This is a genomic window from Streptomyces sp. NPDC032126 (assembly GCF_055580085.1).
This window is the reverse complement of the sequence record NZ_JBVIMA010000002.1, coordinates 1-22,814: the sequence shown is the minus strand read 5'-3', so window position 1 is coordinate 22,814 and position 22,814 is coordinate 1. Positions and strand designations below refer to the sequence as shown.

The 22,814-nt window shown below is 71.5% G+C and carries 24 protein-coding genes; 14 read left to right on the top strand and 10 right to left on the bottom strand.

Annotated features, from left to right (window positions below; translation table 11 throughout):
- Nucleotides 1–81: 81 nt before the first annotated feature.
- A complete protein-coding gene (locus tag ACZ5NW_RS08610; protein ID WP_468743044.1) occupies nucleotides 82–414 on the top strand; it encodes a hypothetical protein in 333 nt (110 codons plus the stop codon).
- Here the strand turns inward: ACZ5NW_RS08610 and ACZ5NW_RS08605 are convergent.
- Nucleotides 395–1,084: a FadR/GntR family transcriptional regulator gene (locus ACZ5NW_RS08605; protein WP_468743043.1), complete on the bottom strand. Its 690-nt coding sequence runs from the start codon at nucleotides 1,082–1,084 to the stop codon at nucleotides 395–397. The two genes, ACZ5NW_RS08610 and ACZ5NW_RS08605, sit on opposite strands and share 20 nt — an antisense overlap.
- Nucleotides 1,085–1,154: 70 nt before the next feature.
- Between ACZ5NW_RS08605 and ACZ5NW_RS08600 the strand changes: the two genes are divergently transcribed.
- From ACZ5NW_RS08600 to ACZ5NW_RS08585, 4 genes are all read left to right on the top strand, one after another.
- Nucleotides 1,155–2,711, top strand: a complete 1,557-nt coding sequence (locus ACZ5NW_RS08600; RefSeq protein ID WP_468743042.1) for a CynX/NimT family MFS transporter — start codon at nucleotides 1,155–1,157, stop codon at nucleotides 2,709–2,711.
- A 66-nt stretch (nucleotides 2,712–2,777) separates the two neighbouring features.
- Nucleotides 2,778–2,894: an SGM_5486 family transporter-associated protein gene (locus tag ACZ5NW_RS08595; RefSeq protein ID WP_468743041.1), complete on the top strand. Its 117-nt coding sequence runs from the start codon at nucleotides 2,778–2,780 to the stop codon at nucleotides 2,892–2,894.
- A 161-nt stretch (nucleotides 2,895–3,055) separates the two neighbouring features.
- Nucleotides 3,056–3,262: a hypothetical protein gene (locus ACZ5NW_RS08590; RefSeq protein WP_468743040.1), complete on the top strand. Its 207-nt coding sequence runs from the start codon at nucleotides 3,056–3,058 to the stop codon at nucleotides 3,260–3,262.
- A 90-nt stretch (nucleotides 3,263–3,352) separates the two neighbouring features.
- Complete coding sequence (locus ACZ5NW_RS08585; RefSeq protein ID WP_468743039.1) at nucleotides 3,353–3,871, top strand: SixA phosphatase family protein; 519 nt, start codon at nucleotides 3,353–3,355, stop codon at nucleotides 3,869–3,871.
- 87 nt (nucleotides 3,872–3,958) lie between these two features.
- Here ACZ5NW_RS08585 and serB read toward each other — a convergent pair whose 3' ends face one another.
- Together serB and ACZ5NW_RS08575 are read right to left on the bottom strand one after the other, a co-directional pair.
- Entirely contained in the window at nucleotides 3,959–5,173 is a 1,215-nt protein-coding gene (gene serB, locus ACZ5NW_RS08580) for a phosphoserine phosphatase SerB (RefSeq protein WP_468743038.1), read from the bottom strand.
- A 221-nt stretch (nucleotides 5,174–5,394) separates the two neighbouring features.
- A complete protein-coding gene (locus tag ACZ5NW_RS08575) occupies nucleotides 5,395–7,491 on the bottom strand; it encodes a streptophobe family protein (protein ID WP_468743037.1) in 2,097 nt (698 codons plus the stop codon).
- Nucleotides 7,492–7,748: 257 nt separating this feature from the next.
- Between ACZ5NW_RS08575 and ACZ5NW_RS08570 the strand changes: the two genes are divergently transcribed.
- A complete protein-coding gene (locus tag ACZ5NW_RS08570) occupies nucleotides 7,749–10,250 on the top strand; it encodes an ABC transporter ATP-binding protein/permease (protein WP_468743036.1) in 2,502 nt (833 codons plus the stop codon).
- Between the two features lie 75 nt (nucleotides 10,251–10,325).
- Here ACZ5NW_RS08570 and ACZ5NW_RS08565 read toward each other — a convergent pair whose 3' ends face one another.
- From ACZ5NW_RS08565 to ACZ5NW_RS08555, 3 genes are all read right to left on the bottom strand, one after another.
- Nucleotides 10,326–11,105, bottom strand: a complete 780-nt coding sequence (locus ACZ5NW_RS08565; RefSeq protein ID WP_468743035.1) for a transglycosylase SLT domain-containing protein — start codon at nucleotides 11,103–11,105, stop codon at nucleotides 10,326–10,328.
- Nucleotides 11,106–11,405: 300 nt separating this feature from the next.
- Nucleotides 11,406–12,530 carry an S-adenosylmethionine:tRNA ribosyltransferase-isomerase gene (locus ACZ5NW_RS08560; protein ID WP_468743853.1) on the bottom strand — a complete coding sequence of 375 codons (1,125 nt, stop codon included), beginning with the start codon at nucleotides 12,528–12,530 and terminating at the stop codon, nucleotides 11,406–11,408.
- Between the two features lie 8 nt (nucleotides 12,531–12,538).
- Nucleotides 12,539–13,234 (bottom strand): SDR family NAD(P)-dependent oxidoreductase, encoded by a 696-nt coding sequence (locus ACZ5NW_RS08555; protein WP_468743034.1) that lies wholly within the window; start codon nucleotides 13,232–13,234, stop codon nucleotides 12,539–12,541.
- 237 nt (nucleotides 13,235–13,471) lie between these two features.
- Here ACZ5NW_RS08555 and ACZ5NW_RS08550 point away from each other — a divergent pair, with 237 nt between their 5' ends.
- The 4 genes from ACZ5NW_RS08550 to ACZ5NW_RS08535 all read left to right on the top strand — a co-directional run bounded on the left by ACZ5NW_RS08550 (nucleotide 13,472) and on the right by ACZ5NW_RS08535 (nucleotide 16,000).
- Nucleotides 13,472–14,617 carry a GAF domain-containing sensor histidine kinase gene (locus ACZ5NW_RS08550; protein ID WP_468743033.1) on the top strand — a complete coding sequence of 382 codons (1,146 nt, stop codon included), beginning with the start codon at nucleotides 13,472–13,474 and terminating at the stop codon, nucleotides 14,615–14,617.
- On the top strand, nucleotides 14,610–15,251 hold the full coding sequence (locus ACZ5NW_RS08545) for a response regulator (protein WP_468743032.1): 642 nt from the start codon (nucleotides 14,610–14,612) through the stop codon (nucleotides 15,249–15,251). Before ACZ5NW_RS08550 ends, ACZ5NW_RS08545 begins: the two co-directional genes overlap by 8 nt.
- Nucleotides 15,252–15,379: 128 nt before the next feature.
- Nucleotides 15,380–15,628, top strand: coding sequence for a chaplin ChpE (chpE, locus tag ACZ5NW_RS08540; protein ID WP_468743031.1), 249 nt, complete (start codon nucleotides 15,380–15,382; stop codon nucleotides 15,626–15,628).
- 132 nt (nucleotides 15,629–15,760) lie between these two features.
- Nucleotides 15,761–16,000, top strand: coding sequence for a chaplin (locus ACZ5NW_RS08535; protein ID WP_468743030.1), 240 nt, complete (start codon nucleotides 15,761–15,763; stop codon nucleotides 15,998–16,000).
- Between the two features lie 94 nt (nucleotides 16,001–16,094).
- Here ACZ5NW_RS08535 and ACZ5NW_RS08530 read toward each other — a convergent pair whose 3' ends face one another.
- Nucleotides 16,095–16,883, bottom strand: a complete 789-nt coding sequence (locus tag ACZ5NW_RS08530; protein WP_468743029.1) for a hypothetical protein — start codon at nucleotides 16,881–16,883, stop codon at nucleotides 16,095–16,097.
- Nucleotides 16,884–17,034: 151 nt separating this feature from the next.
- On the opposite strand from ACZ5NW_RS08530, the gene ACZ5NW_RS08525 reads away from it, so the two are divergent.
- The 3 genes from ACZ5NW_RS08525 to ACZ5NW_RS08515 all read left to right on the top strand — a co-directional run bounded on the left by ACZ5NW_RS08525 (nucleotide 17,035) and on the right by ACZ5NW_RS08515 (nucleotide 19,491).
- Entirely contained in the window at nucleotides 17,035–17,832 is a 798-nt protein-coding gene (locus ACZ5NW_RS08525) for an ABC transporter ATP-binding protein (RefSeq protein ID WP_468743028.1), read from the top strand.
- Nucleotides 17,833–17,949: 117 nt separating this feature from the next.
- Nucleotides 17,950–18,381 carry an NfeD family protein gene (locus ACZ5NW_RS08520; protein ID WP_468743027.1) on the top strand — a complete coding sequence of 144 codons (432 nt, stop codon included), beginning with the start codon at nucleotides 17,950–17,952 and terminating at the stop codon, nucleotides 18,379–18,381.
- 153 nt (nucleotides 18,382–18,534) lie between these two features.
- Nucleotides 18,535–19,491 carry an SPFH domain-containing protein gene (locus ACZ5NW_RS08515; RefSeq protein WP_468743026.1) on the top strand — a complete coding sequence of 319 codons (957 nt, stop codon included), beginning with the start codon at nucleotides 18,535–18,537 and terminating at the stop codon, nucleotides 19,489–19,491.
- Nucleotides 19,492–19,579: 88 nt separating this feature from the next.
- On the opposite strand, the gene ACZ5NW_RS08510 is transcribed toward ACZ5NW_RS08515, so the two are convergent.
- From ACZ5NW_RS08510 to ACZ5NW_RS08500, 3 genes are all read right to left on the bottom strand, one after another.
- The gene (locus ACZ5NW_RS08510) at nucleotides 19,580–20,086 is read right to left on the bottom strand and encodes an HNH endonuclease (protein WP_468743025.1); all 507 of its coding nucleotides are present in this window, start codon (nucleotides 20,084–20,086) and stop codon (nucleotides 19,580–19,582) included.
- A gap of 155 nt (nucleotides 20,087–20,241) precedes the next feature.
- A complete protein-coding gene (locus ACZ5NW_RS08505; protein ID WP_468743024.1) occupies nucleotides 20,242–20,781 on the bottom strand; it encodes a YbhB/YbcL family Raf kinase inhibitor-like protein in 540 nt (179 codons plus the stop codon).
- 42 nt (nucleotides 20,782–20,823) lie between these two features.
- Nucleotides 20,824–21,606, bottom strand: coding sequence for a sporulation protein (locus tag ACZ5NW_RS08500; RefSeq protein WP_468743023.1), 783 nt, complete (start codon nucleotides 21,604–21,606; stop codon nucleotides 20,824–20,826).
- A 168-nt stretch (nucleotides 21,607–21,774) separates the two neighbouring features.
- On the opposite strand from ACZ5NW_RS08500, the gene ACZ5NW_RS08495 reads away from it, so the two are divergent.
- Nucleotides 21,775–22,425 carry a DNA-3-methyladenine glycosylase gene (locus tag ACZ5NW_RS08495; RefSeq protein WP_468743022.1) on the top strand — a complete coding sequence of 217 codons (651 nt, stop codon included), beginning with the start codon at nucleotides 21,775–21,777 and terminating at the stop codon, nucleotides 22,423–22,425.
- The last annotated feature ends 389 nt before the right edge of the window (nucleotides 22,426–22,814 follow it).

Below are 22,814 nucleotides of genomic sequence, written 5' to 3'. Positions count from 1 at the left end.
CGGCCGGGCGGTGACCAGCGCCGACGCGCACGCTGGGAGGACCGCACCGCCCCGCAGCCGTACGGCCGAGGAGGTCCCCTTGTGCGCCTGTCCCGCAGCCTGGCCCCGGTGACCCTCGCGGTCGCCCTCGTCCTGTCCCTGCCCTACGACGCCACGCCGCACGCGCGCGTGAAGGCGGCCGACCCCTTCGGCTCGGAGTGCCGCACCGCTGTGCGCGGCTCCCATGTGGTCGCCTACTGCCACAACCCCTACGCCGGCACGGACCGCGTCCGTCTGCACGTCGAGTGCGCCCGCTGGTGGGACCTCGACACCGACAGCGCCCCCGTCGACGTGGGGCCCGCCCTGACCGTTCGGCTCACCGGCCGCTGCTGGAAGGAGGTCGGCTCGGCCTGGGTCAGTCACGAGCGGCTGTGAACCGCCCGGGCCGGCACAGGAACGGATAGCTCGCCGCCTCCGCCGCGGCGGCGTCCGCGTCGCCCGCGCGGATCGCGTCGACCAGCCGCGTGTGGTCCATGTGCGTCTCCGGCGTCAGCTCCCGGCCGACGTCCTCGCGCAGCCAGTCCCGCAGCACCTCGCCCAGGTCGGCGTACATCGCCGTCATCACGTCGTTGTGGGACGCCGACACCACCGCCAGGTGGAAGGTCGCGTCCGCCACCACGAACGCCTCCGCGTCGCCCGACGCCCACGCCTCCTCGCGCCGTAGGAGCAGCGCGTCCAGCTGCTTGAGGTCCTTCTCGGTGCGCCGCTCGGCGGCCAGTCTGGCCCCGCTCGACTCCAGCGTGGCCCGCAGTTCGGCGATGTGCCGGGGGTCGGCGTCGGCGAAACGGCGGTGCATCACACCCGCCAGCTCGCTCGTCGCCACGACGTAGGTGCCCGAGCCCTGGCGGATGTCCAGCAGGCCGTTGTGCGCGAGCGCGCGGACGGCCTCGCGGACCGTGTTGCGGGCGACGCCCAGCTGTTCGACCAGCTCCGGCTCCGTCGGGATGCGCGAGCCGACCGGCCACTCGCCGGAGGTGATCTGCTGGCGGAGCTCGGCGATGACCTGCTCGGACAGGGCCGAGCGGCGGGGGTGGGTCAGGGCCATGGCACACCTTCGCACGAGCGGGCGGGGGGAGGGCCACCCGGGGATGGACAACCAATCATCCTATGATTCTATGATGGGCGGCATGGCGACAGAGAAGACCGACACGACCGAGGAGACCGCGGAGACCCGCGCGGGTTCGCCCGCACGGCCTACACCGCCCAGGCCATCGATGTCGGTGACGCCGGTGCCCGCGCCGGCCGCCCGCGCCTCGAACGCCGGTCAGCCCCGCCCGTCCGGCACGCGCGTGTGGCGCACCCGGCTGCTCGTCCTCGGCATCGTCCTGGCCGCCCTCAACCTCCGGCCCGCCATCACCAGCCTCGGCGCCCTCCTCGAAGAGGTCCGCGACGGGCTCGGCATGAGCGGCAGCGTGGCCGGCCTGCTCACCTCCGTGCCCCCGCTGTGCTTCGCCGTCTTCGGCATCACCGCCCCGCGCCTGGCCCGCCGCTTCGGCGCGGGCGCGGTGGTGTGCGCGGGCATGGCCGCCATCACCGCCGGCCTGCTCATACGGCCCTACGCGGGCGGCACGGCGGCCTTCCTCGCCGCCAGCGCGCTGGCCCTGATGGGCATCGCCGTCAGCAACGTGCTGATGCCGGTCATCGTCAAGCGCCACTTCCCGGACCGCGTCGGCTCCATGACCGGCCTGTACTCCATGGCGCTCGCCCTGGGCACGTCCCTCGCGGCCGCCGTCACCGTGCCCATGACCGATGCGCTGGGCGGCAATTGGCAGTCCGGCCTCGCCCTCTGGTCACTCCCGGCCGCCCTGGCCGTCCTGCCGTGGCTGGCCCACACGCGTGACAGGCACCCACAGACCGACGCCGACTCGGCAGGCCCCGTCCCGGGCGGCCCGGTCCCCGCCGGCTCCGCCCCTGCCGATCCGGCCCCCGCCGGCTCCCTCCCTGGCGGTCCGGTCTCGACAGGCGGCCCCGGCTCCGCGGGTGCCCGTGTCTCCGTAGGCCCGAGCCCGGTCGGTCCTGTCCCCGCCGCCACCGTCCCTACGGCGGCCGCCCCGCAGGCGGTGTCCGCGCGGGTGCGGGTCACTCGTAGCCGTACCGCCTGGGCGCTCGCCGTCTTCTTCGGGCTCCAGGCCACCGCCGCCTACGTCACCATGGGCTGGATGGCGCAGATCTTCCGCGACGCCGGGGTGCCCGCCGGTACGGCGGGCCTGCTGCTCGCCGTCACCATGGTGATGGGCGTGCCCCTCGCCTTCGTCATCCCGCGCCTGGCCGGCCGACTGCCCAGGCAGGGCCCGATCGTGCTCGCGCTCGGCACCTGCGGCCTCGCCGGATACGCCGGCCTGTACGTCGCCCCGGCCGCCGGCGCCTGGGCCTGGGCCCTCCTGCTCGGCGTCTCCAACTGCGCGTTCCCGCTGGCCCTCACGATGGTCGGCATGCGGGCCAGGACCGGCGCGGGGGTGGCCCAGCTGTCGGCCTTCGCACAGAGCACCGGCTATCTGATCTCCATTCCGGGCCCCCTCCTGGTGGGCGTGCTCTACCAGCACACCGGCGGCTGGGGCGTGCCGATCGCGCTCATGGCGACCCTGATGGTGCCGCAGATGGCCGTGGGCGTCCTGGCCGGCCGCGACCGCACGATCGAGGACGAGGCCGTCGCCCGCCGGCGACAGGGCTAGAGACAGGCCCGGGAACCGTCCCACCCCGGCGGACCGGGCCGGGCGGCGGGGTGCGAGACTTGCCGTATGCCAGTGCTCGACCCGAACCCGCAGAACGGCCAGAAGAAGATGCTGCTGATCTTCGGCGCGTTCCTCGCCATCTTCGTGATCATCGCCGTCATCGCGACGATCGCCTCGCCCTGAGCCACGGCCCAGGGTGGGGTTAACCCCCCACCCCCTAGGGGGTGAGGGTCAGGGTCAAGTGGGTGGATCACCGGATGGGTTGGCGGCCCGGGATTCCGTAGCTTCGAGATGTGGCCGCGCGGCGCGGTCCACGGACCACTCGCGAAGCAGCGGAGGCACCCATGTCGGCCCGTACGCACACCCGGCCCCACCCGGCTTCCACGGGCGGCGTCGGCACCCGGCTGCCCTGGTGGGCACTCGCCCTGCCGACCCTCGCCTTCGTCTCCCTGCTCCTGCTGATACTCAACCCCGCCGACGCCCACGCGGCCTCCGGCGACCCGGCGATCACCCACCTCTTCGAGCGGGTGCAGCAGCTGGTCAGGCGATGACCGCGCGCTCCCCACGCACCTCGGCCCGCCCGTGAAACCCCATGTCAACTCCCTGCGCCCAGTGGCGTGTTTCATGCGAAGCTGGGTGGCATGAGCGTCGCAGAACTCCGCAGGATCGTCCTCTTCCGGCATGCGAAAGCCGACTGGCCCCAGGTGACCGACCACGAGCGGCCGCTCGCCGATCGGGGCCGCACGGACGCCGCCGAAGCAGGACGCAGGCTGGTCGACACCGGCATCGCCTTCGACCTGGCCCTGTGCTCCACAGCGCAGCGGACCCGCGAGACCTGGAAGCTCGCCGTCCACGAGTTCCCGCACCGGCCGAAAACCGTCTACGAGGAGCGGATCTACGAGGCATCCCCGGGCGAGCTGATCGCCCTGCTCAACGAGACCCCCGACGACGCGCGGAACGTCCTGCTGATCGGCCACAACCCCGGAGTGCACGGCCTCGCCGACATCCTCTCCGGCTCGGCCGACGAGGAGGCGGGCGAGCGGATGGGCCGCCGCGGCTTCCCGGCCGCCGCCTTCGCCGTCCTCACCTTCGACGGCTCCTGGAAGAGCCTGGAGCCGGGCGTCGCCACGCTGCGCGACTACTGGGCCCCCGCCGACTGACCCACGCACCGACACAAGGGCCCGGCGCCGGCAGCGGCACCGGGCCCTGGGACGTCCCGCGTCCGACGCCCGGACTCCGGGGAACCGTCACTGCTCGACGTGCGTGTCCGCCGCCTCGACCTCTTCGCGGGTGATGCCCAGCAGATACAGCACGGTGTCGAGGAAGGGCACGTTCACCGCGGTGTGCGCCGCCTCGCGCACCACCGGCTTGGCGTTGAAGGCGACGCCGAGGCCGGCCGCGTTCAGCATGTCCAGATCGTTGGCGCCGTCACCGATCGCCACGGTCTGCGACAGCGGCACGCCCGCCTCCGCCGCGAACCGGCGCAGCAGCCGCGCCTTGCCGGCCCGGTCCACGATCTCGCCGGTCACCCGGCCGGTCAGCTTCCCGTCGACGATCTCCAGGGTGTTGGCCTGGGCGAAGTCCAGCCCCAGCCGCTCCTTCAGATCGTCGGTGACCTGGGTGAATCCGCCGGAGACGACCCCCACTTGGTAGCCGAGGCGCTTGAGCGTACGGATCAGGGTCCGGGCGCCGGGCGTCAGCCGCACCTCGCTGCGGACCTTGTCGACCACCGACGCGTCCAGCCCCGCCAGCAGGGCCACGCGCGCGTGCAGCGACTGCTCGAAGTCGAGCTCCCCGCGCATCGCGGCCGCGGTCACCTCGGCGACCTTGTCCTCGCAGCCGGCGTGCGCGGCGAAGAGCTCGATCACCTCGTCCTGGATCAGCGTCGAGTCGACGTCCATGACGACGAGCCGCTGGGCCCGCCGGTGCAGACCGGCCGCGACCACCGCGACATCCACCCCGAGGGCGGCCGCGTCGGTGACCAGGGCGGTGCGCAGCGGCTCGGTCTCCACACCGGAGACGGCGAACTCGACGGCCGTGACCGGATACTTGGCCAGGCGGAAGATGCGGTCGATGTTGCCGCCGGCCTTGGTGATCTTCGCGGCGATGGCGGCGGTCGCCTCGGCGGTGAGGGGGTGCCCCAGCACGGTGACCAGGGACCGTCCGTGACCGCGCGGACGGTTGTCGCCCGTACCGGAGATGATCTCCGCCTGCATGCGCATGGACTCCGCCCAGCTGTGGACGGTCGAGCGCAGCTCACCCTCCAGGCCGCGTGCCGGTTCGGTCACGAGCGCGCACAGGACCATCCGGCCCCGGGTGACGACCTGCTCGATGTCGACCACGTCGACGGAGTAGGCCGCGAGGGTGTCGAAGAGGCCGGCCGTGATGCCCGGCCTGTCCTTGCCGAAGATCTTGACAAGGAGAGTAGGGACGTCGGAGGACGCAGTCTGCGAATCACTCATGGTGTAACCACCGTATCCGGCACCCAGTGCCTCCCGCCGGTCAGGTCCGACTGGCGGACACGGAACAGTGGATGACATCGAGGTGACGACTCGGCGGCCGAGGACCGACGCGCCCGGAGCACGGGCCGCACGGCCGTCTCCTGGTTACCGGCCCCCGTCAGCGGGCGCGGGCCGCGTCGCCGTCCCTGCCGGATCGCTCCCGCCGGACGGCCCTCGTCGACTCACCCGGACCCCTTCGGCCGCCGCGGCGGTGCGGGCGGCGGGGGAGGCGGGGGAGGCGGCGGACCCTCGTCCGAGGGGCGGGACCGACCACCCGGCCGAGGTCGAGGGGGACGCGGCCACGACCGGGGAGGCGCCCCGAGCGGCCGCACCACCGTGGGAGCCCCGTACACATCGTCCGGCGCCCCCGCCTCGCCCCCCGCGTCCCCCGACACCTCTCCCGACCCTTGGCTTCCCGGCACCTGGGTTCCCGCCCCTTGGCCTCCCTGCCCGTGACCTCCCGGCCCCGGGCCACCCGACCCCTGGCCCACCTCCCCTTGGCTTCCGGCCCCCTGGCCCACCTGCCCGTGACCTCCCGGTCCCCAGCCACCCGGCCCCCAGCCACCCGCCCCTTGGCTTCCCAGCCCCTGGCTTCCCGCCCCCTGACTTCCCCGCCCGTAACCCCCCGGCCGGGCGTCCTCCGGCTCCCGTAGTTCCTCGGGGACCCGCAGATAGGGATTGGTCGCCGGATTCGGGGGGCGATGCGGCACGCCCGGCGTGTACGGTCCGCCGCCCGCCTGGCCACCACGCTCCGCCCCGCCGCCCGCCTGGCCACCAACCCCCGCTCCGCCGCCCGCCCCCACCCCCACGGCACCCCGTGCCAACCCCGAGGCTCGTGCCCCCGCCGCCCCGAAGGCCCACGCCAGTGCCGCCCCGAGCGCTCCCGCCCCCGCCCCCCAGACAGCCCCCAACAGCAGCGCCACCCCGAGACGCCCCCGCAGCTCCACCCCCGCACCGAACGCGTCGAAGCCCAGTACGGACAGGGACGCGTCCACCGACACCTCCGTCAGCCACGCCAGCAGCGGCAGGGCCAGTGCCGTCGCCACCCCCAGCCGCAGCGCACACCGCCGAACGAAACGAAGGGCACCCTCACCCCGTAGACCACCCGCACCGACATCGGCCCCCGTCACCCCCTCCACCCCCGTCGCCACCGGTGTCCGTACCGCCGTCAACACCCCCGCCAGCAGCATCATCAGTGCCGCCGCGACCCCCAACAGCCACACCCGGCCGTCCAGTTCGGCCAGTCTGCCGAGCGTCACCGACTGGTGGTCGCCCGCGTGCAGCAGGTCGTCCAGCGGATCCGGCAGCAGGTGTGTCAGGACGCCCGTCGCCCGCCCGTTCCACGGCACGAACAGGCCCACGTCGATGCCGAGCCACACCCCGTTCGGCGCCCCCAGCAGCGCCGCCCCCGCGATCCGCTTGGGGTGCGCGTCCCCGATCGCCGCGTACACCGCCGCCGCGACCCCGGCGGCCACCGCGACCAGCGCCACGGTCACCAGCGCGGACACGGCCGGCCGTACGACCCGGTGCACCGCCTCCCAGCCGCGCGGCAGCGGCGTGCGGCGCGAGGCCAGCAGGGCGATCAGCAGCACCCCGGCCGACCAGCCGAGCCCCCCGAGCAGCGTCGGCCCGGTGTCCACGGTGAAGCCGACCGCCGCCCGCGCGTCGACGAGGTCACCGATCCGGTCCGGCAGCAGCCCTCCGATGTTCCCCAGGTCGCCGAGCCCGGGGATCGCGATGCCACCGCCTCCACCTCCTCCGCCACCACCGCCACCGGGCAGGTCGCCCAGGCCCAGTGAGCCCCCGTCGATCGTGATCACATCGTGTCCCGCCCACGCCAGCCCGCCCAGCGTCGCCACGAAGACGGCGACCACCGCGCCCGCGCGCGCGAGGATTTCGGCCGGTGCGACGACAACTCCGGTCGCGCGCAGGGATCGTAGGAAGAACCACGACAGCAGCAGCGCCCCGACCAGGCTCACCCCGAGTGGCGTGATCTCGATGGCGGTGGTCGCCTCCGCGCCCGTCAGCCCGAAGGCCGACACATCGCCGGACGGCGACACCGAACCACCGGCCCCCAGGGCCACCACCGCCGCGGTCATCGTCCCGAGCGAGCCCGCGGAGTCGGCCTCCAGCAGATGCAGACCCAGCGCCGCCGTGCCCGCCATCCCGATCAACGCCCAGCTCACCGCGGCGATCGCGGACAGCAGTACGTCCGCCCACGGCACCCCCCGGCCGCGCCGCGCGGCTCCGACGCCCTCAACACCCGTGCCGGCACTCATGCAGACCCCCCGATCCGCGGGGCGAAGCGGCTGTCCTCCGTGCGGGACGGCCGCTCATGTCCCCCTCGCGTGCGTTTACCACTCTCCGGGCCGGTTTCAACCCCGTCAACGGGAACGGCCGATGAGTGTCCGCGCTCCCTTCACAAGGCCCGACTTTCGGTCAGGGGGCCGCTCCTGAAATAGTTCCCCCCGATGTTCGACATCCCTAGACTCCCTGTGATGGGGGTAACTCGGGGGACAACTCAGTGGGGCATGGAGTGCCGGAACTCGTACTGGAATTCAACGGACGTACCTGGACGCTCGATCCGTCCAGGTCATACACCCTCGGACGCGATCCGCAGGGCGACATCGTCTTCGACGACGCCAGGGTCTCCTGGCGGCACGCCACGGTCAGTTTCAACGGCCGCGGTTGGGTCATCGAGGACCATGGCAGCACCAACGGCACGTTCGCGCAGGGGCAGCGCGTCCACCAGCTGGAACTCGCGCCCGGCACGGCTCTGCACCTGGGCAACGCCACCGACGGGCCGCGCCTGAACCTCTCCGGCGCCGCCGCGGCGGTCGCCCAGCCCCAGCAGCAGCCGTTCGCCGCGCAGGCCGCGAACGCGGGCTGGGCCCAGCAGGCTCCCGCGCCGCAGCCGCAGGCACCGCAGGCCGGCTGGCCGCAGCCGCAGCAGCAGGCCGCGCAGATCCCGCAGCAGGGCCCCGGCGTCGGCGCGGGGGCGCCGCCGGTCTACGGCGACCGCAGCCCGACCACGTTCCACCAGTTCTCGATCGGCCGCGTCATGCGCATCGGTCGTGCCCTGGAGAACGAGCTGGTCGTCTCCGACCTGCAGGTCTCGCGCCACCACGCGGAGTTCCACTCGACGCCCGACGGGCGCATGGAGATCCGCGACCTCGGCTCGCACAACGGCACGTACGTCAACGGTATGCCGATCGCCAAGGGCGGATCGCAACTGCTGGGCCCGGCCGACATCGTCGGCGTCGGTCACTCGACGTTCCGTATCGTCGGCGACCGCCTGGAGGAGTTCGTCGACACCGGTGAGGTGTCCTTCTCCGCCCGCCATCTGACCGTCACGGTCGACGGGGGCAAGCAGATCCTCAAGGACGTCTCCTTCGGCGTCCCGGAGAAGTCGCTGATCGCGGTCATCGGACCGTCCGGTTCCGGCAAGTCGACTCTGCTCAAGGCGCTGACGGGCTACCGTCCCGCCAACCAGGGCGACGTCCTCTACGACAACCGCAACCTGTACAAGCAGTTCGCCGAGCTGCGCCAGCGCATCGGTCTGGTCCCGCAGGACGACATCCTGCACAAGGAACTGACCGTCAAGAAGGCCCTCAAGTACGCGGCCAAGCTGCGCTTCCCGGCCGACACCACGGCCGCCGAGCGCGAGGCCCGCATCGACGAGGTGCTGCGCGAGCTGAAGCTGGACATCCACAAGGAGAAGAAGGTCACCTCCCTCTCCGGCGGCCAGCGCAAGCGTGTCTCCGTGGCCCTGGAGCTGCTCACCAAGCCGTCCCTGATCTTCCTGGACGAGCCGACCTCGGGCCTCGACCCGGGCATGGACCGCGACGTCATGCAGCTGCTGCGCGGACTCGCCGACGACGGCCGCACGGTCCTCGTCGTCACCCACTCCGTGGCCGAACTGGCGATCTGCGACAAGCTCCTGGTGATGGCTCCGGGCGGTTCCGTCGCGTACTTCGGCCCGCCGGAGGAGGCGCTGAACTTCTTCGGCTACGACACCTGGGCCGATGTCTTCTCCGCCTTCGAGAACTACCGCGACTACGACTGGGCGGGCCGCTGGAAGGGCTCGCAGCACTACCAGATGTACGCCGCGGACATCGACGCGGTGGCGCCGCAGTCCGTACAGCTGCCGCCCATGCAGGCGATGAAGCCGCCGAAGCCGCAGGGCTGGATGTCGCAGTTCGTCACCCTGGTGCGCCGCTACGTCTCGGTGATCGTCTCCGACAAGGGCTTCCTCGCCCTGATGGTGATCCTGCCGGCCGTCCTCGGCGCGGTGAGCCTGCTCATCGACTCCGGAAACGGCCTGCTGCCCAACCCGGTCAACCCGAAGACCGGCCGGATCATCCCCAACGGCACGGCCACCACCGTCCTGCTGATCCTCGCGGTCGGCGCCTGCTTCGCGGGCGCGGCGAACTCCGTCCGTGAGCTGATCAAGGAACGGGTCATCTACGAGCGCGAGCGCGCGACCGGGCTGTCCCGCTCGGCCTATCTGATGTCCAAGGTGTTCGTGCTGGGCCTGATCACCGTGGCGCAGGGCCTGCTGGTGGGCGTCATCGGCTTCTCCAGCCGGGAGATCCCCGACGAGGGCCTGGTCCTCGGCGGCGCGACGCTGGTCGAGCTCTCCATCCCGATCATGGCGCTCGGCTTCACCTCGATGATGTTCGGCCTGATCATCTCCTCGCTGGTGAAGACCGCCGAGAAGACCATGCCGCTGCTGGTCATGTTCGCGATCATCCAGGTCGTGTTCACGGGCTGCCTGTTCACCCTGAACGGCTCGATCGGCGTCAACGAGTTCTCGTATCTGATGCCGTCGCGCTGGGCGGTGGCCGCCGCGGGCGCCACGCTGGACTTCAACAAGATCAGCCCGCCGAAGGACGGTGGCGACACCGACCCGCTGTGGGACCACACCGTCGGCGCCTGGGGCATGGACATGGCCGCCCTGATCGTCCTCGGCGTGATCTGCGGCTTCTTCGTGGCCCGCTTCCTGCGCCGCCACGAGCCCGAGGTCATGCGCAAGTAGCGTTCTCCGTACGACGCCGAAGGGCGGCCCCCGGTCAGGTGGGGGCCGCCCTTCGTGTTCGGAGGACCGGGTCGGTCAGTAGGCGCTGTTGACGTTGTCCATGGAGCCGTAGCGGTCGGCCGCGTAGTTGCAGGCGGCGGTGATGTTGGCGACCGGGTCGTAGATGTTCCAGGACGTGCCGGCCACGTGGTACGCGTTGAAGGTCGGCTGGATCACCTGGAGCAGGCCCTTGGACGGGATGCCGTTGATGGCGTTGATGTCCCAGTTGTTGATCGCCATCGGGTTGCCGGAGGACTCCCGCATGACGTTGCGGTAGATGCCGTTGTAGCTGCCCGGGATGCCGTGCTTCTTCATGATGTCGAGCGACTCGCGGATCCAGCCGTCGAGGTTGTTCGCGTAGCTCTTGACCGCGGCCCGCTTGATGGCGGCGCGCTTCGCGGAGCGGCTCGCGGCCTCCCTGGCCTTGCGCGCGGCGGCGGCCCGCTTCGCGGCGGCCTTCTTGGCGGCCGCCTTCTTCGCGGCGGCCTTGTTGGTCGCGGCCTTCTTCGCGGCCGCGTTCTTCGCGGCGACCTCGGCGGCGGCCTTCTGCGCGGCCTCGGCCTTCTTCTTGACGGCGTTCGCGGCGGCCTGCTTCTTCGCCTCGATGGCGTCGATCTTGACGCTGGCGTCGGCGAGACGGTCGGTCACACTGGCCCTGACCCCGTGGAGCTGCTCGGAGCTGTACGCCACACGGTTCGACGCGGCGGCCTCGCTCGTGGTCGTCTGCGCGTCGGCCGGCACCACCGAGAAGGCGAAGGCGGTGGCACCGAGCGCGGCGACACCGGCCATCGCGATCTTGTGGGTGTTCTTGGGCATGGCGAATAGACCTCTTCGAATAGCGCGGAGGTCGCTCCGTCGTCCGAGTGGGACAGGGGTGCTTGCGGCACGAACGCCGCGGGTGGAGACCCGCGGCGCTGAGCGACGGAAGCCATTCTTAGCGGCCGCAAAATGACCGGGCAAAGATGTGACCTACGATGCCCGGTAGTGGATCGGGGAAGGGCAAAACGGGACAGACCACACCGTCTGTCCCGTTCGGACGGGCCCGCTTTATCTCCTATCCACCTTCGTACGTGATCTGCGCCCTATGCGCGGCCTCACATCAGCCCCATAGGTCTCTCACCAAGAGTTGCGGGCGCAATGCGATGCGTGAGGATCCTCGTCCGGGAGGATGAGGTGCACGTCGCCGAACTCGTGCCACAGGTAGAGCCCCCTCAGCGCAGCGTCGTAGCTCCGGTCGATCGCCGCCCGCCCCGCCACGGCCTCCAGCATCAGCAGATGCGAGGCCTCCGGCTCGTGCAGACCCGTCAGCAGGCCGTCCACCGCCCGCACCCCCCGCTCGGGCGTCACCACGAGATCCGTCCATCCCTCGGCCGCCCGCACGACCCCGTCGGCACCGGCCGCCGACTCCACCGCCCGTACGGCGGTCGTCCCCACGGCGATCACCCGCCCCCCTCCGGCCCGCACCGCGTTGATCGACCGCGCCGACGCCTCCGGGACCGCGAACCGCTCCGGATACGGCGGCTCGTGCGCCTCCGCCGACGCCACCCCGGTATGCAGCACGACCGGCGCGAACTGCACGCCCCGGCTCACCAGCTCCGCCACCAGTCGGGCCGTGAAGGGCCGGGCGGCACTCGGCATCTCCGCGCTGCCGTACCCGTCGGGGGAGGGGAGGGCGAACACGGTCTGATAGACGGACAGCGGCTGGTCCCGCGCCGTATAGGAGTAGCGGATGGGCCGCCCGTGCTCCTGAAGCAGCCGCAGCACACCCCGCCCGGCATCGGCGGCACCCGACACCCTCGCCCACCACAACCGCTCGCCCCGCCCGCTCAGCGGCTCCTCCAGGACGAGTCCCAGCCCCTCCGGCAGCCGCACGCGCGTCCCCGCCGGGCCGCCCGCACGCGCACGCGTGGTGCCCCGTCCGTCCGGCTCCCGCAGCTCCACCGCCCAGCGCCCGTCGTCGCCCCGCGTGGAGAAGTGCACCACCACACGCGCGTGCCCGATCACCCCGTCCACCGCGGCGGCCAGCGTCGGCGAGGTGTTCACCACCAGCAGGTCCCCCGCCCGCAGCAGACCCGGCAGCTCCCCGAACGCGTGATGCGCCACCTCCGTCCCGCGCGACACCAGCAGCCGTACGGCGTCCCGGTCCAGGCCGGCCCCGCGCTGCTCGGCCGGCACGCGCGCCGACAGCTCCTCAGGCACCCTCCCCCACGCTCGAACAGGCTCGCGCCGGGGGACCCCCATGGCCACCGTCACCGCGACTCCAGCAGGGCCGGAGCGCCGTACCGTCCGCTCGCCGGGCGCTCGTCCAGCAGGCGCAGGAACGCCGGCACCACACCGGCCGGCTCCGGCCGCGGACCGTCGTCGTCCGGTACGGCGGTGGCGTACAGGTCGGTCGCCATGTCCCCGGGATCGACCGCCCACACCCGCAGCCCGGGCTCCTCCGCGCCCAGCACCGCCGCCAGCTGGTCCAGGGCCGCCTTGGACGCCCCGTAGCCGCCCCACGTCTCGTACGCCTCGACGGCCGCGTCCGAGCTGACGGCGATCACCGCGCCGGCCGGTGCCGCCCGCAGCAGCGGCAGCGCCTCCTGGGCCAGCCCCAGCGCCGCCACCACGTTCACCTCCAGCGCCCGCCGCAGCCCGTCCAGCGCCAGCCCCTCCAGCCGGACCAGCGGCTCCGCGCCCAGCGCGCTGGCGTTGTGCACCAGCAGATCGACGCCCCCGAACCGCCAGGCGGCCGCCACCAGCTCGGCACGGTGGCCGGCGTCCGTGACGTCCCCGGGCAGGCCCGCCACCCGCGTCCCGTACACCGTGAGCTCCCGCGCCGCCTCCCTCAGCCGGCCGGCGTCCCTGGCGTCCAGCACCAGATCCCAGCCGCGCGCGGCCAGCGCCTCGGCGAGCGCCCGGCCCAGTCCCTTCGAAGCCCCCGTGATGATCGCAACCGGCATGACAACCGTCCCCTCGTCCCGACCGCCTCCGTCCGGCGGTGCCCTCACCGTAGGAACGCCCTGACGAGCCCCACCTCGGGCGCGAGCCCCAGCCCCCCGGGTCCCTTCGTCCTACGCCGTCCGCCCGGGACCGGGGACCTAGGCCGGCTCCGGCCCGCGGCCCTAGGTCCCTGGTCGCAGGGGTGTGCCGTCACCGGTCCGATCCGGACTGTCACCGGCCGCCGGTACCGTGAGGGCATGAGTCAAGGTCCCCGGTCCGGCCTCGCCGCGGTGAGCTCCGCGCTGCTGGCCATGAGCAGGCATCTGGAGGTGCGCGACGTCCTCAAGACGATCGTCGCCTCCGCCCGCGAGCTGCTCGACGCCCAGTACGCCGCACTGGGCGTCCCCGACGACCACGGCGGCTTCGCCCAGTTCGTGGTCGACGGCGTCAGCGAGCAGCAGTGGCGCGCCATCGGCCCCCTGCCCCGCCAGCACGGCATCCTCGCCTCGATGCTGCACGAGGCGAGGCCGGAGCGCCTGGCCGACGTCCGCAAGGACCCCCGCTTCGAGGGCTGGCCCGCCGCCCACCCCGAGATGTCCGACTTCCTGGGCCTGCCCATCCGCGACGGCGACGAGACCATCGGCGCCCTGTTCCTCGCCAACAAGAGGTGCGCGAAACCGGAAGGCAGCTGCGGCTTCACCGAGGAGGACGAGGAGCTGCTCGCCATCCTCGCCCAGCACGCCGCGATCGCCCTCACCAACGCCCGCCTGTACGAGCGCAGCCGCGAACTGACCATCGCCGAGGAGCGCTCCCGCCTCGCCCATGAACTGCACGACGCGGTGAGCCAGAAGCTCTTCTCCCTGCGCCTGACGGCCCAGGCGGCCGCCGCCCTGGTCGACCGCGACCCCACGCGCGCGAAGGGCGAGCTCCAGCAGGTCGCCGCCCTCGCCGCCGAGGCCAGCGACGAACTGCGCGCCGCCGTCGTCGAGCTGCGCCCCGCCGCCCTCGACGAGGACGGCCTCGTCGCCACCCTCCGCACCCAGATCCAGGTCCTCGACCGCGCCCACACCGCGCGCGTGACCTTCCTCGGCAGAGGCGTCCGCGCCCTTCCCGCCGCCCAGGAGGAGGCCCTGCTGCGCGTCGCCCAGGAGGCCCTGCACAACGCCCTGCGCCACTCCGGCGCGACCCGCGTCGACGTGACCCTCGCCAAGCGCGGGTCCGGCGCCGTCCTGAGGGTCACGGACGACGGCAGCGGCTTCGACCCCCAGGCGATACGCAGCGCGGGACGCCACCTAGGCCTGGTCTCCATGCGGGACCGCGCCAGCGGGGTCGGCGGCGCCCTGACGGTGGAATCGGCGCCCGGCAAGGGCACCACGATCGAGATGGAGGTCCCCGGTGGCTGACGCAATCAAGGTGCTGCTCGTCGACGACCACCAGGTCGTCCGCCGGGGCCTGCGCACCTTCCTGGAGGTCCAGGACGACATCGAGGTCGTCGGAGAGGCCGCCGACGGCGCCGAGGGAGTCGCCCGCGCCGAGGAGCTGCGGCCCGACGTCGTCCTGATGGACGTCAAGATGCCCGGCATGGACGGCGTGGACGCCCTGCGCCGACTCCGCGAACTCGACAACCCCGCGCGCGTGCTGATCGTCACCAGCTTCACCGAACAGCGCACCGTCGTGCCGGCCCTGCGCGCGGGCGCCGCCGGCTATGTGTACAAGGACGTCGACCCCGACGCCCTCGCCGCCGCCATCCGCTCCGTGCACGCCGGGCACGTCCTGCTCCAACCCGAGGTCGCGGGCGCTCTGTTGTCGCAGGAGGAGACCGGCGGCGGCCAGGGCAGGGCCGGTTCCCTCACGGAGCGGGAGCGGGAGGTGCTGGGCCTGATCGCGGACGGCCGCTCCAACCGCGAGATCGCCCGCGCCCTGGTGCTGTCCGAGAAGACGGTCAAGACCCACGTCTCGAACATCCTGATGAAGCTCGACCTGGCGGACCGCACCCAGGCCGCGCTGTGGGCCGTACGCCATGGGGTGAGCGGCTGAGAACAGCTGGTCGGAGATTCATACCGTCGTGGGAATGTCCCCCGGATGGCGCAACCCCGGCCGGCCCGGGCCGTTCTTCAGTGCGTACCGCGGCACCCGCCGCGGTGATCACGAGGAGGGGTTGGACAGTGAAGAACCTGAAGAGGGCGGCGGCCGTGACGATGGTGGCCGGCGGACTGATGGCCGCCGGAGCCGGGATGGCCTCCGCCACCGACGGCGGCGCGTGGGCCCACGGTGAGGCCAAGGGTTCTCCGGGCGTCGCCTCGGGCAACGTGGTCCAGGCCCCGGTGCACGTCCCGGTCAACGTGGTCGGCAACAGCGTGAACGTCATCGGCGTCCTGAACCCGGCCTTCGGCAACCTGGGTCTCAACCACTGATCTGTTTGTCGCGCCAATGATCCGAACGGGCTGTCTTACGGTCGTCTCCCGTACCGCTCATGACCGCTCCCGCGTTGAAAAGCACACGACCCACGGCCGGGTCGGTACGCATACGCAGGAGGAACGCTTCTCATGAACATCGCCAAGAAGGCCGCCGTGGCCCTCACCGTCGCCGGTATCGCCGCTGGCGCCTCCGCCGGTGCCGCTGTCGCCGACGCGGGTGCCGAGGGCGCGGCCGTGAAGTCCCCCGGCGTCGGCTCGGGCAACGTCGTCCAGGTCCCGGTCCACATCCCGGTCAACGTGGTCGGCAACACGGTCAACGGCATCGCCGGTCTGAACCCGGCCTTCGGCAACACGGGCGTCAACGACTGATCCCGTTCCCGGACGACGTAGGGCCCCGCAGGTCGACGACGACAGGCGGGGCCCTACGTCATGGCACGGCGACACCGGCCGCGCCCGCATCGCCTCACCGCGCGCCCCGCTCCCGCTCCTCCACATACGCGTTGTACGCGGCCACCTGAGCCCTGCGCGCCGTCCGCTCCACCGGCCGCAACGCCTCGGACCGAGCCGCGATCTCGGCGGAGCTGACCGCACCCCCATGACCCTTGCGCTGGGCCAGCGACACCAACAGCCCCACCCGCTGCGCCAGCTCCAGCACCCGTACCGCCCGCGGCGGATACCCCGGCGCCAGCACCTCCCGCCCCCGCTCGGCCCGAGCCCGGTACGCGTCGATCGCCGCCGCGGCCACCGGCCCCGACCCCGCCACGTCCAGCCGCGTCAGCACCTCCGTCGCCTCCCGCAGGGCCTCCGCGAGCTCCCGCTCCGCCTCCCCGAGCGACGGCACGTCCGCGGGCGGCGCCTCCCGTACCGCGAGGCAGTGCCACACCACCTCGACATGGACATCGCCCTCGGGCCCGGCCTCGTCCACCTCGGGCACCAGCCCCAGCGCCGCCCCGTGACAGATCACCGCCTCCTCGGCCTCCAGCGCCCGCGCGTTGAAGTCCGGCGGCCCGCTCAGCCCCAGCGGATGTCCCGGCGCGGGCAGCGCGACCCGCAGTCCGGCCACGCCCAGCGCCCGCAACCTCCCGAGCGCGAGCGTCAGTCCGACGGGAGCGGATTCCCCGGGCAGACCCTCCACCCGATGCACCGCGTCCTCGCCGACGATGGCGAGCACGGCGTCATCCGGAGAGACAAGTCCGGCCAAAAGGGCATTTCCCCAAGCGGCGAGGCGACCAGAGCGCGGTTCCGAGAGCATGCCCCCACCCTAAGGACCGGACCGATGGAACGGCCCGGCCGACGGGTGGCGTAGATTTCCTTGAGGACCGTGCCCACCGGCGCGGCGGACCGAGCCACAGGCGTACGCGACAGCCGAGACCGGCCACACTGCAAGGGGAGACAACGCGCTCATGAGCGATGTTCTGGAGCTTCAGGACGTATCCGTGGTCCGTGAGGGCCGGGCTCTGGTGGACCAGGTCTCCTGGTCGGTGAAGGAAGGCGAGCGCTGGGTCATCCTCGGCCCCAACGGCGCCGGCAAGACCACCCTCCTCAACGTCGCCTCCAGCTACCTCTACCCCAGCACGGGCACCGCCACGATCCTCGGCGAGACCCTCGGCAAGCCCGGCACCGACGTCTTCGAACTGCGCCCCCGCATCGGCGTGGCCGGCATCGCCCTGGCCGAGAAGCTCCCCAAGCGCCAGACCGTCCTGCAGACCGTGCTCACCGCCGCCTACGGCATGACCGCCGGCTGGCAGGAGGAGTACGAGGAGGTCGACGAGCAGCGCGCCCGCGCCTTCCTCGACCGCCTCGGCATGACCGACTACCTGGACCGCAAGTTCGGCACCCTCTCCGAGGGCGAGCGCAAGCGCACCCTCATCGCCCGCGCCCTGATGACCGACCCCGAGCTCCTCCTCCTCGACGAGCCTGCCGCGGGCCTCGACCTCGGCGGCCGTGAGGACCTCGTCCGCCGCCTCGGCCGCCTCGCCCGCGACCCCATCGCCCCCTCGATGATCATGGTCACGCACCACGTCGAGGAGATCGCCCCCGGCTTCACCCACGTCCTCATGATCCGTCAGGGCAAGGTCCTCGCCGCCGGCCCCATCGAGCTCGAACTCACCTCCCGCAACCTCTCCCACTGCTTCGGCCTCCCGCTCGTCGTCGAGCAGGTCGGCGACCGCTGGACCGCCCAGGGCCTGCCGCTGTCCTGACGCGCTCCCCGACCGGTCCCCGACGCCCGCCGCGACCGGCCGCCCAGGGCCCCAACGGCCCCCGAAGGCCCCCGTCGCGCCCTGTCCGCGCAGGACGCGCGGTCCTACCATGACCGTGTGAACGACATCGACGCATGGGTGTGGTGGCTCGTCGGCGCGGCCGCGCTCGGAATCCCGCTCGTCGTGACCGCGATGCCCGAGTTCGGCATGCTCGCGGTGGGCGCCATCGCCGCTGCCGTCGCCGCCGGACTCGGCTTCGACGTCGTCGCCCAGGTGCTCGTCTTCGTCATCGTCTCCGTCGCCCTCATCGCCGTCGTACGCCCCATCGCGACCCGGCACCGCTCACAGCGGCCCCAACTCGCCACGGGTATCGACGCGTTGAAAGGCAGACAAGCCGTCGTCCTGGAACGCGTCGACGGCTCGGGTGGCCGCATCAAGCTCGCCGGGGAAGTGTGGTCGGCACGCGCGCTCGACAGCGGCCAGGCCTACGAACCGGGCCAGGAGGTCGATGTCGTGGACATCGAGGGGGCCACGGCGATCGTCATGTGACGCTCCACGACGGACACTTGACGGACAGTTCGCGGCACTGCGCCGGAACGCCCCCCGAGGTGCACGACGGTCTGTCAGACTCGACCAGCAAGATCTTCAACAACCATAAGATCTTCCGAAAGCGCCGAGGCGGAGAAGGGTACGGGGAGCACGATGGAACCGGTCATCATCGTCTTGATCATTCTGGTGGTGTTGGTCTTCATCGCCCTGATCAAGACGATCCAGGTCATCCCACAGGCCAGCGCGGCCATCGTCGAGCGCTTCGGCCGCTACACTCGCACACTCAACGCGGGGCTCAACATCGTCGTCCCGTTCATCGACACCATCCGCAACCGCATCGACCTGCGCGAACAGGTCGTGCCCTTCCCGCCCCAGCCGGTGATCACCCAGGACAACCTGGTCGTCAACATCGACACCGTCATCTACTACCAGGTGACCGACGCGCGCGCCGCGACCTACGAGGTCGCCAGCTACATCCAGGCCATCGAGCAGCTCACCGTCACCACCCTCCGCAACATCATCGGCGGCATGGACCTGGAGCGCACCCTGACCTCCCGCGAGGAGATCAACGCGGCCCTGCGCGGCGTCCTCGACGAGGCCACCGGCAAGTGGGGCATCCGCGTCAACCGCGTGGAGCTGAAGGCCATCGAGCCCCCGACCTCCATCCAGGACTCGATGGAGAAGCAGATGCGCGCCGACCGTGACAAGCGCGCCGCGATCCTCACCGCGGAAGGCACCCGCCAGGCCGCCATCCTCACGGCCGAGGGCGAGAAGCAGTCCCAGATCCTGCGCGCCGAGGGCGAGGCCAAGGCCGCCGCCCTGCGCGCCGAGGGCGAGGCCCAAGCGGTCCGCACGGTCTTCGAGGCGATCCACGCCGGCGACCCGGACCAGAAGCTCCTCTCCTACCAGTACCTTCAGATGCTCCCGAAGATCGCCGAGGGCGACGCCAACAAGCTCTGGATCGTCCCCAGCGAGATCGGCGACGCCCTCAAGGGCCTCTCCGGCGCCATGGGCAACTTCGGCCCCCTGGGCGGCGGTTCGAACGGCGGCAACAACGGCAACAACGGCAACCCGGGAACGGAACGCCGGGAGAAGCCGTCCATCGACTGACGGGACCTCAAAACGAGCGTTCCCCGCACCCCGGAAAGGGGCGCGGGGAACTGCGCGACAAGCCACGAACAACCCGCACCGGCGACCGCTAAGCCGCCTCCACCGACAACCACTCCGGCAGCGCGGCGAAGTCGTCCCGGCCCAGCGCCAGCAACATCGCATCCTGGGGAGTCGGCTCGAACGGCAACCGGAGCAACGGCATCCCCGCCTGCTCCGGAGTCCGGTCCGCCTTACGGTGGTTGTCCTCCGCGCACGACGCCACCGTATTCAGCCAGGTGTCCTGACCCCCCTGAGCCCTCGGCACCACATGGTCCACGGTCGTCGCCCTGCGGCCGCAGTACGCGCACCGGTGCCGGTCCCGCACCAGCACCCCCCGCCGCGACCACGGAGCTTGTCTTCGGAACGGCACCCGTACGTACCTGCACAGCCTGATCACCCGGGGCGCGGGTATGTCCACCTCGGCGCCCCGCATCCGCAGTTCGGGGTGGGCCTGCTCGACGACGGCCTTGTCCTGGAGCACCAGAACCACGGCTCGGTTCAGCGTCACCGTCGACAGCGGCTCGAAGCTCGCGTTGAGTACCAGCGTGTCCCGCATACCAGCCCACCTCCCGTGCGCGTCTGCCCACCCCCCGGCGGGCTTGGATCAACTCTGGACGGGCGCGCCGAGATGGACAACGCAATAAAAAATGCCCGCCCCTGATCACTTCCAAGACCAGAGACGGGCAAACGTTCAGTGAACGATGAGATGACTCATCCCTCTGCGGGATTCTCGTACTCCCCGATCAGCTGAGCGCGAGCGATCGCGTGGAACCGCAGATGGAAGCCCACGACGGCCGGAGAGGCGTCGGCGTCGGGACCGAGCTTCTCCTGATCCACCGCGTACACCGTGAAGACGTACCGGTGCGGCCCGTCCCCGGGCGGCGGAGCGGCCCCGCCGAAGTCCTTCGACCCGTAGTCGTTGCGCGCGTGGACGGCGCCTTCCGGCAGCCCCTCGAACTTGCCGCTGCCCGCACCCACCGGCAACTCCGTCACGGAGGCGGGGATGTCGAACAGGACCCAGTGCCAGAACCCGCTGCCCGTCGGCGCGTCCGGGTCGTAGCACGTCACGGCGAAGCTCTTGGTCTCCGGCGGGAAACCCTCCCAGCGCAGCTGCGGCGAGACGTTCCCCTGCGCGTAGACCTGGTCGCCCTTGAGCGTCGCCCCTTCCACGATGTCCTCGCTCGTCACCGTGAACGACGGCACGGGCGGATGGAAGTCATGGGGGAGCGGCCGCCGCTTGAGCTCGGTCACCTCGGTACCTCCTGAATCGGTGCGTCCGGTACGGGACCGAGCCTAGAACCAGTTGCGCTTGCTGCCGACCTCGGACAGCCACTGGTTGAGGTACGCCGCCCAGTCGGTCGTGTGGAAGTCGTGCAGCCCCACCTGGAACGAGCGGAAGGTGTCACTGCCCTCGCTGAACAGACCCGGCTTCTTGTCCATCTCCAGGACCACGTCCATCGCGTCGCCGTCGGCGACGAAGCTCAGCTCGACCTGGTTCAGCCCGTGGTACTGCGACGGCGGGAAGAACTCGATCTCCTGGTAGAACGGCAGCCGCTGCCGCGTACCCCGGATGTGACCGCGTTCCATGTCCGCGTTCTTGAAACGGAAGCCCAGCCGCACGAAGGCGTCGAGAATCGCCTTCTGCGCCGGCAGCGGGTGCACATTGATCGGGTCGAGGTCCGACGAGTCCACCGCCCGCGCGATCGCCAGCTCGGTCGTCACCCCGATGTTCATCCCGCGCAGCGCCTGGCCGTCGATCATGGTGATCGGCGTCTCCCACGGAATCTCCAGCCCGAACGGCACGGCGTGCACCGCACCGGCCTGAAGCTCGAAGGCCCCGCCCAGCGACACCTTCGTGAACTCGACGTCCTGCTTGTACTCGCCGTCCTGCGTCTCGACCTCCACCCGCGCCTGAAGACCCACGGAGAGACCCTCGATCGCCTGGTTCACGGACCCGCCCTGGATCCGCACCTCACCCTGGACGACGCCGCCCGGGACGACGTTGACCTCCGTCAGCACCGTCTCCACCGAGGCGCCACCGGCCCCCAGACTCGCGAGCAGCTTCTTGAACGCCATGACTCTCCCTCTACGACCTGTGCGACTGGTCCTCTGGACCCTTGCGAGTGGTCCCTTGATCCCTACCAACGCGATCCGGACGCGGCCGGTTCCGCGCCCACACCCTGGCAAGCCGGACGCGCTCTGACCACCCCGACGCACCCACCGACTGCATTACGCTCGGAGAGCATGATCGCGACCCCCGACCGTACGCCCCTGCCGAGGGACTTCTTCGACCGGCCCGTCCTCCAGGTCGCCCCCGACCTCCTCGGCCGCCACCTCGTCCGTACGACCCCCGACGGTCCGATCACCCTCCGCCTCACAGAGGTGGAGGCCTACGACGGTCGGAACGACCCCGGCTCCCACGCGTACCGTGGCCGCACGCCCCGCAATCGCGTGATGTTCGGTCCGCCCGGACATGTGTACGTCTACTTCACCTACGGCATGTGGCACTGCATGAACCTGGTGTGCGGTCCGGACGGCACAGCGAGCGCGGTCCTGCTGCGCGCCGGCGAGATCGTCGACGGCGCCGAACAGGCCCGCAAACGTCGATTGTCGGCCCGGAGCGATCAGGAATTGGCCAAAGGCCCGGCCCGCCTGGCCACGGCCCTGGACGTGGACCGGGCCCTGGACGGCACGGACGCGTGCGCCACCGGGGAGACACCTCTGAGGATCCTGCACGGCACACCGGTCACCCCTGAGCAGGTGCGCAACGGCCCGCGCACCGGTGTGGCCGGCGAGGGCGGCGACGGGGAGGTCCACCCCTGGCGCTTCTGGATCGCCGACGACCCCACGGTGAGCCCTTACCGGGCCCACACCCCCCGGCGCAGGCGAAGTTGACGCGTCTTGGGGAGGCGCGTAATGTAGCCCGAGCCGCTTGAACCGGGTACGGCGATCGCCTGCAGCCGGAAGCGGCCAAACCACTACCTACGGTCACCCCTCAGCAGGGGCGAATTCGGCGTGCCCGCATGCCTGAATTCGAACTTGCGAAAGTTCGATTATGAGCTCGCGAGGGAATGGGCTAACGTAGTGAATGTCGAAGGGCCGACAAGCGAAAGCGAGAAGGCCCGCAGACAACCCGCCGACAGGGAATCGGATCGAGAAAAAGATCTGATAGAGTCGGAAACGCAAGACCGAAGGGAAGCGCCCGGAGGAAAGCCCGAGAGGGTGAGTACAAAGGAAGCGACCGTTCCTTGAGAACTCAACAGCGTGCCAAAAATCAACGCCAG

Coding starts and splice junctions, on each gene's coding strand:
- ACZ5NW_RS08575 (WP_468743037.1), bottom strand. CDS start 7,491: ATGAGTGCCGGCACGGGTGTTGAGGGCGTCGGAGCCGCGCGGCGCGGC.
- ACZ5NW_RS08500 (WP_468743023.1), bottom strand. CDS start 21,606: ATGGCGTTCAAGAAGCTGCTCGCGAGTCTGGGGGCCGGTGGCGCCTCG.
- ACZ5NW_RS08530 (WP_468743029.1), bottom strand. CDS start 16,883: ATGCTCTCGGAACCGCGCTCTGGTCGCCTCGCCGCTTGGGGAAATGCC.
- ACZ5NW_RS08560 (WP_468743853.1), bottom strand. CDS start 12,530: ATGGGGGTCCCCCGGCGCGAGCCTGTTCGAGCGTGGGGGAGGGTGCCT.
- ACZ5NW_RS08495 (WP_468743022.1), top strand. CDS start 21,775: ATGATCGCGACCCCCGACCGTACGCCCCTGCCGAGGGACTTCTTCGAC.
- ACZ5NW_RS08510 (WP_468743025.1), bottom strand. CDS start 20,086: ATGCGGGACACGCTGGTACTCAACGCGAGCTTCGAGCCGCTGTCGACG.
- ACZ5NW_RS08605 (WP_468743043.1), bottom strand. CDS start 1,084: ATGGCCCTGACCCACCCCCGCCGCTCGGCCCTGTCCGAGCAGGTCATC.
- ACZ5NW_RS08565 (WP_468743035.1), bottom strand. CDS start 11,105: ATGCCCAAGAACACCCACAAGATCGCGATGGCCGGTGTCGCCGCGCTC.
- ACZ5NW_RS08515 (WP_468743026.1), top strand. CDS start 18,535: ATGGAACCGGTCATCATCGTCTTGATCATTCTGGTGGTGTTGGTCTTC.
- ACZ5NW_RS08550 (WP_468743033.1), top strand. CDS start 13,472: ATGAGTCAAGGTCCCCGGTCCGGCCTCGCCGCGGTGAGCTCCGCGCTG.
- ACZ5NW_RS08595 (WP_468743041.1), top strand. CDS start 2,778: ATGCCAGTGCTCGACCCGAACCCGCAGAACGGCCAGAAGAAGATGCTG.
- ACZ5NW_RS08535 (WP_468743030.1), top strand. CDS start 15,761: ATGAACATCGCCAAGAAGGCCGCCGTGGCCCTCACCGTCGCCGGTATC.
- ACZ5NW_RS08525 (WP_468743028.1), top strand. CDS start 17,035: ATGAGCGATGTTCTGGAGCTTCAGGACGTATCCGTGGTCCGTGAGGGC.
- serB (WP_468743038.1), bottom strand. CDS start 5,173: ATGAGTGATTCGCAGACTGCGTCCTCCGACGTCCCTACTCTCCTTGTC.
- ACZ5NW_RS08585 (WP_468743039.1), top strand. CDS start 3,353: ATGAGCGTCGCAGAACTCCGCAGGATCGTCCTCTTCCGGCATGCGAAA.
- ACZ5NW_RS08600 (WP_468743042.1), top strand. CDS start 1,155: ATGATGGGCGGCATGGCGACAGAGAAGACCGACACGACCGAGGAGACC.
- ACZ5NW_RS08555 (WP_468743034.1), bottom strand. CDS start 13,234: ATGCCGGTTGCGATCATCACGGGGGCTTCGAAGGGACTGGGCCGGGCG.
- ACZ5NW_RS08590 (WP_468743040.1), top strand. CDS start 3,056: ATGTCGGCCCGTACGCACACCCGGCCCCACCCGGCTTCCACGGGCGGC.